General features: G+C 73.1%; 12 protein-coding genes. 9 read left to right on the top strand and 3 right to left on the bottom strand.

The window, feature by feature from the left end; translation table 11 throughout:
* From AC529_RS07605 to AC529_RS07615, 3 genes are all read left to right on the top strand, one after another.
* The coding region (locus AC529_RS07605) for an alpha-glucosidase C-terminal domain-containing protein (RefSeq protein WP_157080161.1) at positions 1-335 on the top strand (335 nt) is incomplete at its 5' end.
* Positions 332-1,750 (top strand): maltokinase N-terminal cap-like domain-containing protein, encoded by a 1,419-nt coding sequence (locus AC529_RS20405; RefSeq protein ID WP_068755057.1) that lies wholly within the window; start codon positions 332-334, stop codon positions 1,748-1,750. The genes AC529_RS07605 and AC529_RS20405, both read left to right, overlap by 4 nt.
* A gap of 256 nt (positions 1,751-2,006) precedes the next feature.
* Positions 2,007-3,164 (top strand): IS701 family transposase, encoded by a 1,158-nt coding sequence (locus AC529_RS07615; RefSeq protein ID WP_449353667.1) that lies wholly within the window; start codon positions 2,007-2,009, stop codon positions 3,162-3,164.
* 56 nt (positions 3,165-3,220) lie between these two features.
* Here the strand turns inward: AC529_RS07615 and AC529_RS07620 are convergent, their stop codons facing one another.
* Entirely contained in the window at positions 3,221-4,153 is a 933-nt protein-coding gene (locus AC529_RS07620) for a LysR family transcriptional regulator (RefSeq protein ID WP_198156343.1), read from the bottom strand.
* A gap of 133 nt (positions 4,154-4,286) precedes the next feature.
* On the opposite strand from AC529_RS07620, the gene AC529_RS07625 reads away from it, so the two are divergent.
* Together AC529_RS07625 and AC529_RS07630 are read left to right on the top strand one after the other, a co-directional pair.
* Positions 4,287-5,756 (top strand): MFS transporter, encoded by a 1,470-nt coding sequence (locus AC529_RS07625; protein WP_068755061.1) that lies wholly within the window; start codon positions 4,287-4,289, stop codon positions 5,754-5,756.
* A gap of 194 nt (positions 5,757-5,950) precedes the next feature.
* Complete coding sequence (locus tag AC529_RS07630) at positions 5,951-6,364, top strand: hypothetical protein (RefSeq protein WP_068755063.1); 414 nt, start codon at positions 5,951-5,953, stop codon at positions 6,362-6,364.
* Between the two features lie 152 nt (positions 6,365-6,516).
* Here the strand turns inward: AC529_RS07630 and AC529_RS07635 are convergent, their stop codons facing one another.
* A complete protein-coding gene (locus tag AC529_RS07635) occupies positions 6,517-7,014 on the bottom strand; it encodes an OsmC family protein (protein ID WP_068755065.1) in 498 nt (165 codons plus the stop codon).
* A gap of 201 nt (positions 7,015-7,215) precedes the next feature.
* Here AC529_RS07635 and AC529_RS07640 point away from each other — a divergent pair, with 201 nt between their 5' ends.
* Positions 7,216-7,638 (top strand): YciI family protein, encoded by a 423-nt coding sequence (locus tag AC529_RS07640; RefSeq protein ID WP_068755067.1) that lies wholly within the window; start codon positions 7,216-7,218, stop codon positions 7,636-7,638.
* A gap of 70 nt (positions 7,639-7,708) precedes the next feature.
* Positions 7,709-8,311, top strand: a complete 603-nt coding sequence (locus AC529_RS07645; protein WP_068755070.1) for a dihydrofolate reductase family protein — start codon at positions 7,709-7,711, stop codon at positions 8,309-8,311.
* 85 nt (positions 8,312-8,396) lie between these two features.
* Here AC529_RS07645 and AC529_RS07650 read toward each other — a convergent pair whose 3' ends face one another.
* The gene (locus AC529_RS07650) at positions 8,397-8,753 is read right to left on the bottom strand and encodes a hypothetical protein (protein ID WP_068755072.1); all 357 of its coding nucleotides are present in this window, start codon (positions 8,751-8,753) and stop codon (positions 8,397-8,399) included.
* A gap of 519 nt (positions 8,754-9,272) precedes the next feature.
* Between AC529_RS07650 and AC529_RS07655 the strand changes: the two genes are divergently transcribed.
* Together AC529_RS07655 and AC529_RS07660 are read left to right on the top strand one after the other, a co-directional pair.
* Entirely contained in the window at positions 9,273-10,388 is a 1,116-nt protein-coding gene (locus tag AC529_RS07655; protein WP_068755074.1) for a winged helix DNA-binding domain-containing protein, read from the top strand.
* 129 nt (positions 10,389-10,517) lie between these two features.
* A partial coding sequence (locus tag AC529_RS07660; protein WP_068755076.1) for an SDR family oxidoreductase occupies positions 10,518-11,279 on the top strand: 762 nt, incomplete at its 3' end.

Raw genomic sequence — 11,279 nt, forward strand, 5'->3', positions numbered from 1 at the left:
ACTGGACCCGCAAGATGATCGGAGTACGGCGGGAGCACCCCGCCTTCGGGGTGGGCGACTACACGGAACTCGACTCGTCCAACCCGAGCGTGCTCGCCTTCGCCCGCCGCCACGCGACCCCCGAGGGGGAGGACGTCGTCGTGTGCGTCAACAACCTGTCCCGCTTCCCCCAGCCGGTCGAGGTCCGCCTCCCCGCACGGGAGGGCGACGTCCCCGTCGAGCTCACCGGAGGCGTGGCGTTTCCCGCGGTGGGGGAGCAGGCGCTCTACCGGCTGACCCTGCCGGGGTACGGCTTCTACTGGTTCGCGATCCGCTCCTCGGAGGTGACGCCGTGAACACCCCGGCCGCCCCGTCGGTCCCGCCCGCCCGGTTCGAGACCGCCCTCGCCGCCTGGCTGCCGTGGCAGCGGTGGTTCTCGGCCAAGGAGCGGCGCCTCTCCGAGGTCACCGTCGTCCGCTGCACCGAGTTCGCGTCCGCCGGAGCCGACGGCCCGGTCGGGCTGGTGCTGGTGGTGCGGGCCGACTTCGCCGACGGGGGCGCCCCCGAGCACTACCAGGTGCCCGTCGGACTGTGCACCCGGATCCGCCGGAGGCTGGAGCCCGCGGTCATCGCCGGGGCGGGCGAGGTGGTCGTCTACGACGCGTTGCAGGACCCGGCGCTGGTGTCGTCGCTGCTGCGGCTCGTCGACACCGGCGCGGTCCGCGGCGACCTGGTCTTCGGGCGCACCGACCCGGACCGCGGCCTGCGCGTGCAGGTGCAGACGAGCCGTCCGCTCAACGCGGAGCAGAGCAACAGCTCCGTGATCGTCGACGAACGCTACCTGCTGAAGGTGTTCCGCCGGCTCCAGGCCGGACTCAACCCCGACCTGGAGTTGCAGGAGGCCCTGACCCGGGCCGGGAGCACCCGGGTGCCGCGGTCGCTCGGCAGCGTCCACGGCGGGTACGGCGGGGCCCGGACCACCTACGCCACACTCCAGGAGTACCTGCCCGGCGCCGCCAGCGGGTGGAGCATGGCGCTGGCCAGCGTCCGCGACCTGGTGGCCGGCGGGGAGGAGCCCGGCGCCGCGGGAGGGGACTTCGCCGCGGAGGCCCGCCGCCTGGGCCGGGCCGTCGCCGAGGTGCACGCCGAACTGGCGGACTCCCTCGGCAGCACCCCCCTCACCCGGGAGGACATGGCGCGCCTCAGCCAGGCCATGCTCCGGCAGCTCGACTCCGCGGTCGGCCTCGTCCCCGGCCTCGCCGCGGTCGCGGAGAGGCTGCGGACGGTCTTCGCCGCGGTCGCCGGCCTGCCCGGGGGACACCCCGGGCAGCGCATCCACGGGGACCTCCACCTGGGGCAGACGATACGGACCCCCGGAGGATGGCTGCTGGTGGACTTCGAGGGGGAGCCCGCCGCCCCGCTGGAACAGCGCCGCGCGTTCCAGTCGCCCCTGCGCGACGTGGCCGGAATGCTGCGCTCCTTCGACTACGCCGCACACCACCAGTTCTACGAACCGGTCCGCCCCTTCTGGTTCGACCCCGAGGCCCGGATACGCGCCGGAAAATGGGCGAGCCGCAACCAGGACGCGTTTTGCGAGGGTTATGCGTCGGTCGCCGGAAGAGATCCCCGGCAGGATCCGGTGCTGTTGCGGGCCTACACCGCGCACAAAGCGGTCTACGAGGTGCTCTACGAGGTCAGGAATCGTCCCGGCTGGCTGGATATCCCGCTCCGCGCATTGCACGAGATGGCGCGGGAAGCGCTTCCCGCCTAGCGGGGAGACGCCGGAACCGCGGTCCCCGCGGCCGGTCGGGCCCATATTCGCAAGCGCCGCGGGCAAGCGGAATACGGAGCGCCGAGTGGGTGCGGTGCGGACGCCGACACTACGTTAGGTAGCTCTGTATAAGCTTCCTGTTCCCGGGGCATGATGGACGATTGGGTGCTCACGAGGGAGCAAATGAAGGGAGTCGGGTTTGTCTGCACACTTTCGGACGCTGGTCTCCGTACCTCGGGAAAGTGCATGCGACAACGTGGGAAATTTTATTGGGAAAGTGTTCGGGGCTCTCACACGTTCGGACCAGCGAAGATGGGCGGGAGTGTACCTCAAGGGGCTGTTGAGTGTCCAGGGAAAGAAAACGGTCCGAAAGATCGTGGCCAGTTCCGGCGAGGCCGATCCGGTGGCGGCCGTCCAGTCCGTCCAGCAGTTCATCAACCAGAGCCCCTGGGAGTGGCCGGAGGTCCGCAGGGCCATCGCCGAGTATGTCGACTCCCGTACGGAGGTGAGCGCCTGGGTCATTGACAACGTCATCATTCCCAAACGCGGCAGCCATTCCGTGGGAGTCGCCAGGAGGTTCATCCCCCAGGCCGGAAAGACCATCAACTGCCAGGTGGGGATCGGCCTCTACCTGGCCACCGACCAGGGGGCCGTCCCCGTGGACTGGCGCCTGCTGATCCCCGACGCGTGGCTGGGCGACCAGCAGCGCCGCGGCCGGGCCAAGATCCCCGACGGCGTCACCAAGAAACCCGTCTGGGCGCACATCCTCGACCTCACGGACACGGTCGCCCGCGACTGGAAGCTTCCTCCCGTACCCGTGATCGCCGACCTGCACAGCACCCCGGACTCCGACTCGCTGGTCAACGGCCTCCTCGAACGCGGACTGCCGTTCCTGGTCGAGGTGGGCGACGCGGCGGCGGTCTCCCTCACGGCCCCCGCCAGGGGAGCCGAGGCGGGCCACCACCCGGCCGGACGGCAGCGCCCCGCCAGGGCCGCGGCCGTCCGGCAGCGGGTCAGGTCCGGATGCGACCTGTGGCGCCGGACGGTCTCGGTCCCGGAAGGAGGCGGACAGCAGCGGTACCACGTCACCAGCTGCGCCGTACGCCGGCCGACCAGGACCAGGAGCGACCCGTTCCCCTCCCGGCTCCGCCTGGTCACGACCTCGCCCCAGAACGACCCCCACCTGACCCGCTACTGGCTCACCAACCTCCCCTGCGACCGGATCGGCGAGGTCTTCTCCCTCGCCGTCCAGCACGCCGACAGCAGCCGCAACCGCAACCCGACCGAGGAGAGGTTCGGACTTCGGGACTTCGAAGGACGCTCCTTCCCCGGCTGGCACCACCACATGACCCTCGTGTCGGCGGCCTACGCCTACGACCTGCTGTGCCGGCAGGCGGTGCTGTCGCCCCTGTGACGCCCCTCCCCGCCGGGCCGCCCGCCTCCCCGCCGTGAGGGGACGGGCGGTCCGCGTCAGTCCTCCGGCTTCTCCTCCTCCGCGCCGGCGGGACCGCCGTTGAGCCGGACGGTGTCGGCCGTCGCCTGGATGAACGCCTCGGCGCGGGCGGTCACGTCCTGGGCGCGCCACACCAGCGCCACCTCGGTGTGCGGGGCGTCGGGCATGGGGATGTAGACGATGTCGGGCCGACCGTAGTAGCGGGCCACGGAGGCCGCGACGGGGGAGATGCCGTGCCCGGCGGCGATGTGCTCCAGCAGTTCCTGGAAGGTCGCCACCGTGGGGCCGCGCTCCACGGCGACCCCGCTGGGCGTGACGGGCGGGACGTGGAAGTCCCACCAGTAGGCCGGGGCCGGGGTGGCCACCGCGAAGACCCGGTCGCGGGCGAGGTCCTCCAGGCTGGCCTGCTCCTGCCGGGCGAAGGGATGGTTGACGCTCACCGCGAGCACGCGGGGCTCGCGCACCACCACCGGGCCGACCACCAGGTCCGGCTCCTGGACCGGCAGCCGGGTGAAGAGCAGGTCGACCTCGCCGCGGCGCAGCGGTCCGAGCGGATCGGCGAAGTGGGTCTCCACCATCACCACCTCGCAACCGGGGTGGCGGGTGCGGAAGGTGGACAGGATCTGCGCGGTCAGCTCGTTGGCCGCCGTCCCGAGGAAGCCGATGCGCAGCACGCCCTCGACCCCGCGCGCGGTGTCACGGGCCCGGTCCACCGCCTCCTGCAACTGGCGGTACGCGGGCGCGACCTCCTCGTGGACCTGCCGACCCAGCGGCGTCAGGTCCACGCGTCGGCTGGAGCGGACGAACAGCGCCGCGCCGATACGGCGCTCCAGGGTCTTCACGAGCTGGCTGATACGGGGCTGGGAAATCTGTAGCCGCTCGGCCGCACGCCCGAAATGCAACTCCTCGGCAACGGCGAGAAACGCTTCGATCTCACGCAGATCCAGCATCGTCTTCCCAAGGATTGACCCGGCTTATCGCTGCTTTCACGATCCGCCATTGTTCCACACCGGAAACGTCGACAGAGTGGAGAAGGCCCGGGCTGATTTCTTCGAGAGCCTTTCCACGAGGGGACGAATTCCTGTGACTGAAGCAACTGCCGCGGCGGCCGACTCCGCCGCAGCCGTCCGGTCGGGACCGGCACAGCGGCCCGCCCGCCCGGGGTGGATCCTCTTCGCCGTCATGGCCGGCACGTTCATCGCGATCATGGACTCGTTCATCGTCAACGTGGCCGTGCCGTCGATCCGCGCCGACCTGGACGCCAGCTACGCCCAGATCGAACTCACCGTCGCCGGCTACGTCCTCGTCTACGGACTGCTGCTGGTCACGGGGGGCCGCCTGGGCGACCTGTTCGGCTACCGCCGGATGTACCTGGCGGGCCTGGCCCTGTTCACCGTGGCCTCGCTGGCGTGCGGACTGGCGCCCTCGCCCGAGTCCCTCATCGCGGCCCGGGTCGTGCAGGCCGCCGGCGCCGCCCTGTTCTACCCGCAGGTGCTGTCGGTGTTGCAGACCGCCTTCACCGGGAAGGCCCAGGCCCGCGCCTTCTCGATCTTCGGCGCCACCATCGGCCTGGCCTCCATCGCCGGCCAGCTCGTCGGCGGCGCGCTGGTCAGCATGGACCTGTTCGGACTGTCCTGGCGGCCGATCTTCCTGATCAACATCCCCATCGGGGTGGCCACGCTCCTCGTCGCCTCCGCGGTGCTGCCCGCCGCCCGCGGAACCGTGCGGCCCCGCCTCGACCTGCGCGGTGTCGCGCTGCTCAGCATCGCCCTGCTGCTGGTGTCGATCCCCCTGGTGGAGGGGCAGGCCGCCGGATGGCCGATGTGGGCCTGGGGCATGCTGGCCCTCGCCCTCCCCGGCTTCGCCGCCTTCACCCTGTGGGAGCGCCGCCTGGCCGCGGCCGGAGGGTTCCCGCTGGTGCCCCCGGCGCTGTTCCGGGTGCCGAGCTTCGCCGGGGGCAACGTCCTCGCGCTCGCGTTCTTCGCGGGAAACGCCGGACTGTTCTTCATCCTGACCCTGCACCTCCAGGGCGGCATGGGCTACTCGCCGCTGGTCGCGGGCCTGACCTTCACCCCGCTGGCGATGGCCTTCGTCGCGGCCTCGCTGCTGGCGCCCCGGATGCAGGAGCGCATGGGCCTGAAGGTGCTGACCCTCGGCTACGCCGTCAACGCCGCGGGAACCCTGATGCTGCTGGGGTGCGCGCTGGCCTTCGAGACCGGCCTGACCGGCTGGATCATGGCCCCGGCGCTGGCGGTCATCGGCTTCGGCGAAGGGCTGGGCGTGAGCCCGCTGTTCGGCGCGATCCTCGCCAAGGTGCCGCAGTCGGAGGCCGGGGCGGGCTCCGGGGTGCTGGAGACCACCACCCAGATCGGCATGTCCTTCGGCGTCACCGTGCTCGGACTGGTCTTCGCGGTCTTCCTGGGCTCCGGCACGGGACTGGCCGCCTCCACCACCGCGTTCACCGCCGGGCTCGTCGGCAACCTGGTGCTGGCCGTCGTCGCGCTCGCGCTCATGCCCGTCGTGCTCCGCGGCCGGAGCACGACCGCCGGGTGACCGTCCACCGCCGCGGCGGCCCGGAGGCCCCGCGCCCCCGGGCGCCGCGGCGCCGTCCGTCCGCGACGGGAGAGCGTCCCGCACGACCGGCACGGCGACCGTCCGTCGGGCAGGGGCGGTCCGGCGCGGGAGAGCGGACGCGAACCCCGCGCGGGCCCCGTCGCGGAGAGGCACGCGCTGCGGGAGGGTGCGACATGGAGGCTGCGAAAGAGTACGACACGGGCACCGGGCGGACGGCCGCGCTCCCCGCCGGTCAGCGCCGGGGCGTCCGGGCGCCCCGCCCCGGGGAGCAGGGCGAGGACGGCACCGCGGAACCGGAAGCGTGCCGGGGCTGGGGCGCCTGCCGCTGCGGGGAGCCCCTCCGCGGCGCCGGGGAGGAGCCGGTTCTTCGGTGCCTCCTGTCGAGGGGGCACGGGGAGGAGCACGCCGCCCCGGTCGGCCCCTCCGCCGACGGGGCGGCGGACGCCTACGTCCTGTGGCGCCCCGGGGCGGGGGCCAGGGCCTGCCTGCTCGCTTCCTGCGGCCGGACCGAGAGCGGCGACGCCCGCTACTACCTCGACGCGCGGTGCGTCCTATTCCGGGGGCATCCGGGCCGCTGCCTCTTCTAGGCGGGGCGGGAGTCCGGGGCCTCCGCCCGTCCCGTGGCGGAGGCCCCGGGAGGCCGGGTGAGCGTCCACGCCCCGCTCTGACGACGATTGCGGCCATGTTCAGGCCTCAACGTCCGAGGGGTGGGGCCGGTTCCCGGCTCTCCGCGCTGCGGTCAGCCGGCGTCGTGCAGCGCCGCGGAGGGCGCCGCCTCGGTGGTGGGACGGTGGTGGACCGGGAAGTTCACCGAGCGGGCGATGAAGCAGAACTCCCCGACCCGGTCGTGCAGGCTCTCGGCGAGTTCGACCTGAGCCGGGTCGGCGACGGTGACCTGCGGGTGCAGGACGGCCTCGCGGAACCGTCCCGCCCCCGTGGCCTCCTCGACCATGGTGCCGGTCGGTTCGTCGCGGTAGGCGAGGACGGTGACCCCGGCGGTGGCGGCCAGGTGCAGGTACCAGAGCATGTGGCACTGGGCGAGGGAGGCGAGCAGGAGCTGCTCGGGGTTCCAGCGGGCGGGGTCGCCCCGGAAGGCCGGGTCGGACGATCCGGGGATGACCGGCGGACCCTCGGCGGAGACCTCGTGGTCGCGGCGGTAGGCGCGGTAGGACGAGGTCCCGGTGCCGGTGTTGCCGGTCCAGACGAGCCGGACGCGGTAGTGGTGCTCCTTGGCCACAGGCGTCTCCTCCGTGAGGGGGCGGTGCGGCGGGGCGCCGCGTGGGACCGTTCGAGCCTACGGGCACCGGCGCGGGCCTCCGCAGCCCCGTCCGGCGGGCCGCCGGAGGAATTCCTCGCTGCGGTGTCGATTCCTGTCGTTCCCGTGCGACGCCGGGGTAGAGGGACGCGGACGGTGTCCCGACGACCCGTGGGAGGAACGATGCGGTACATGCTCGTCATGCGCGACAGCGAGGAGGCTGTGCAGGCCGCGAAGGAGCAGGACTTCGAGCAGGTCATCAACGCGATGGGCGCCTACAACGAGGCGATGATCAAGGCGGGCGTGCTGCTGGCCGGCGAGGGCCTGGCCGACCCCGCCGAGGGCGTGGTCGTCGACTTCGACGCCGAGGAGCCCGTCGTCACCGACGGCCCCTACGGCGAGACCCGCGAACTGTTCAACGGCTTCTGGATCATCCAGGTCTCCAGCCGGGAGGAGGCCGTGGAGTGGGCCCGCCGCGCCCCGCTGGGCCCCGGCTCCACGCTGGAGGTGCGCCGCGTGCAGGAGGTGGAGGACTTCGCCGACTACGCCGACAACGAGTACATCAGGAAGGAGGCCGAGTGGCGCCGGCAGCTCGGCACCGAGTGACCCCGCCCCCCACCGGCCGGGAGCGGCCCGGTGGGCGGGGAGCGGCCCGGCGCGGCGGGAGGAGGGGGCCGTGGGCAGGGTCGTCGTGCTCGAGCACCTGACGCTCGACGGGGTGATGCAGGCGCCGGGGCACCCCGACGAGGACCCCCGGGACGGCTTCGCCCACGGCGGCTGGGCGAACCGCGCCCAGGACCCGGTGATGCAGCAGGCGATGGGCGCCCGCATGTCGCCCGCGTGGTCGCTGCTGCTCGGGCGCGTCACCTACCAGCGCTTCGCCGACTACTGGCCCCGGCAGCGGCCCAACCCGTTCACCGAGGCGCTCGACCGCGTCGACAAGTACGTGGCCTCCACCACGCTGCGCGAACCGCTGCCCTGGCAGAACTCCGCCCTGCTCGGGGAGGAGGCGGTACGGGCGGTGGCCGCCCTCAGGGAGGAGCGGCCCGAGAACCTGGTGGTGTTCGGCAGCGGCGTCCTGGTCCGCTCCCTCATGGGGCACGGCCTGGTCGACGAGGTCGTCCTGCTGGTCCACCCGCTGGTGCTGGGCTCAGGCCGCCGGCTGTTCCCGGAGACCGGGACGCCCCCGGCCGAGCTGCGGCTGGTCGACGCCACCGCGACCCGCACCGGCGCCGTCGTCGCGGTCTACCGGACGGCTGCGCGGCCTCCCGGAGGGTGAGGCCCGGACCGCCCGGCGGGCCGGGCAGTGTGCGGCCGTCCGGCCCGCCGGGCGGTGGCGCCGCGGGCGTGTCCCGGCCGACTCCTCATCTTCCGGTCTCCTGGCCGGTCCGGTCGGGAGCGGAGGGGGAGCCCAGGAGGGAGCAGGAGAAGCACACGAGTCCGGACAGTGCGGGCAGCAGTGCGGTGAGGGACCAGCGCCACTCCTCGGTCCAGGCCCATGCGCACAGCATTGTCACGCTCGCGGCCATGAGCAGCATGGACAGCCACCAGAAGGAGCCCCGCGGGCGGGGCTCGGGCTCGTCGGCCCGGTTGAGGAGGGCCACGGCCCACTCTGCGTCGGCCTGGGTGACGGGGCCGCCGTCGGCCCGGGTCACGGTCAGCATCGTGGGCGGGCCCTCGAAGGCGGGGCAGACGGTCACCTGCCAGAGGGGTGGGTTCATGACGTCTCCAATGAGGGTGTCGCGGAGAAGTACGTCGCCGACCGGGATCGGGATCCGGGGCGAGGGGTGCGGGTCACCTGCCACCGGAACCGGTCGATACGCTTCGTAGTCTTTTCCCTGCGATAAGTGCATGTAACGTTTTGCGCTGTGATGCTGCGCACATGCGGCCGCGGTGTGCCCGTTCCGTGTCCGGTTTGCCCCGCGGGGAGAAGAGCGGCTCCGAGGCGTCGGCCGGAACCGCGGACGCCGGGTGGGGCGGCTCTGCCCGCGGACTGCCCTGGCGGTCGTTATTGATCTACAAGGTAAAGGTGCGGGGTCTCTGTCCACCTGCCCGACACCGTCCGAGGCGGGCGGGAGGAGCCGCGACGCCACGGCACCCGAGCAGACCGGACGGACCGGCCGCCGGGCGGCGGACCGGAGGCTCCCACGGCGCTCTCCGGAACTGACGGACCCGGCCTGTAGGGTGAGCCGCCCGCGGAAAGCACTCGAACCACTCCGGCCACACACAGGGAGAGCACCGTGAAAACCACCTGGGAGCAGGTCCTCGCATGGCGGCTGCGCAGGCAGTTCGTCGACCCGCGCGGCGACGCGGCGGCGGCCGGGGTCGTCGGCCGGCTCTGCGGAGTCCAGGCACAGGTCCCCTCGGCCGCGGAGACGGCCGTGGGGGTCCGGCAGCGCACCCCCGACACCGGGGGGATCGCGCGGGGACTCGCCGACGGCTCGCTGCTGCGGATCTGGGCGATGCGCGGCACCCTGCACCTGCTCCGCTCCTCCGAGGCCGCCGCCTACCTGTCGCTGATCGCGGCGGCGCGCACCTGGACCAAGCCCGTGTGGCAGCGGCACTTCGGCGCGACCCCGCAGGACGTGGCGGCCCTCGCCGAAGCGGTCGGCACCGCCCTGGAGGGCCGCGCGCTCACCCGGGACGCACTGGTCGGCGAACTCCTCGCCGACCCGAGGTTCCACGGCATGGCCGAACAACTGCGGTCCGGGTGGGGCGCCCTGTTCAAACCGCTGGCGTGGCAGGGCGTGCTGTGCCACGCGCCGGACCCGGGCGGCAGGACCGTCTTCGCCCGCCCCGCCGACCTGGCTCCCCACTGGACGGGGCTGCCCGACCCGGAGGAGGCCGCGCCGGTCGCGATCGCCGCCTACCTGGGCGCCTACGGCCCCGCCACCCCGGAGGCGTTCGACGCGTGGCTGACCCGCGGCAGCCTGCGCAAGACCCTCCTGCGCCGGTGGTTCGCGGACATGGGGGACCGGCTGGTCCAGGTCGACGTGGACGGCTGGAGCGCCTACCTGCTGGCCGAGCACGCCGACGAACTGGCCTCCTGCACCCCCCGCGGGTCGGTGCGCCTGCTCGGCGCGTTCGACCAGTACGTCCTCGGCCCCGGCACCAGGGACACCCGGATCCTGCCCGCCGAGCACCGGGACAGGGTGAGCAGGAAGGGCGGGTGGATCTCCCCGGTCGTCGTCGTGGACGGCCGGATCTGCGGCGTCTGGGAGCTCGCCGACGGCGAGCTGGTCGTGTCGCTGTTCCCCGGCGCTGAGCCGCTGCCGGAGGAGGCGCTGGCCGCCGAGGCCGCACACCTCGCGCGGGTCGGCGGGCGCGGCGAGGTGCCGCAGGTCAGGACCGCCTAGCCGCGCCGGGGCGGGACGTGTTCCGCAACCGGCGCACTTCTCCCGCGAAACCTGACAGGAGGAGTCAGGAACCGGGGGCAGTATCGCGGGCGGCAGTGACGGAACGGAACACGGGAAGGAGAGTGCGGCATGCACGACGGGGAAGCACCGCCGCTTCGCGGCAGGGTCGCCCTGGTGGCGGGGGCCACCCGGGGAGCGGGCCGGGGAATCGCGGTGGAGCTCGGCGCGGCCGGGGCCACCGTCTACGTGACCGGGCGCACCACCCGCGAGAAGCGGTCGGAGTACAACCGGCCCGAGACCATCGAGGAGACCGCCGAGCTGGTCACCGCGGCGGGCGGCCGCGGCATCGCGGTGCCCACCGACCACCTGGAGCCCGAACAGGTCCGCGCCCTGGTCGGGCGCATCGACGAGGAGCAGGGCCGCCTCGACCTGCTGGTCAACGACGTCTGGGGCGGCGAGCTGCTCTTCGAGTGGGACGTCCCCGTCTGGGAGCACGACCTGGACAAAGGGCTGCGGATGCTGCGGCTGGGCGTGGACACCCACGCCATCACCAGCCACTATGCGCTGCCGCTGCTGCTGCGCCGCCCCGGCGGGCTGGTGGTGGAGGTGACCGACGGCACCGCCGAGTACAACGGCGCCAACTACCGCAACTCGTTCTTCTACGACCTGGTGAAGTCGGCCGTGCTGCGCATGGCCTTCGCCCTGTCGCGCGAGCTGGGGCCGCGCGGCGCCACGGCGGTGGCGCTGACCCCCGGATGGCTGCGCTCCGAGCTCATGCTGGACGCCTACGGGGTGACCGAGCAGAACTGGCGGGACGCGCTGGAGCGGGAGCCGCACTTCTGCATCTCCGAGACCCCGCGCTACGTCGGCCGCGCGGTCGCCGCCCTCGCC

It is taken from the genome of Thermobifida cellulosilytica TB100 (assembly GCF_001517975.1).
GTDB lineage: Bacteria > Actinomycetota > Actinomycetes > Streptosporangiales > Streptosporangiaceae > Thermobifida > Thermobifida cellulosilytica.

What these genes read in the sequence shown, in the direction of transcription:
- AC529_RS07620 (WP_198156343.1), bottom strand. Translation starts at nt 4,153, where the DNA reads ATGCTGGATCTGCGTGAGATCGAAGCGTTTCTCGCCGTTGCCGAGGAG.
- AC529_RS07630 (WP_068755063.1), top strand. Translation starts at nt 5,951, where the DNA reads ATGGAGGCTGCGAAAGAGTACGACACGGGCACCGGGCGGACGGCCGCG.
- AC529_RS07640 (WP_068755067.1), top strand. Translation starts at nt 7,216, where the DNA reads ATGCGGTACATGCTCGTCATGCGCGACAGCGAGGAGGCTGTGCAGGCC.
- AC529_RS07650 (WP_068755072.1), bottom strand. Translation starts at nt 8,753, where the DNA reads ATGAACCCACCCCTCTGGCAGGTGACCGTCTGCCCCGCCTTCGAGGGC.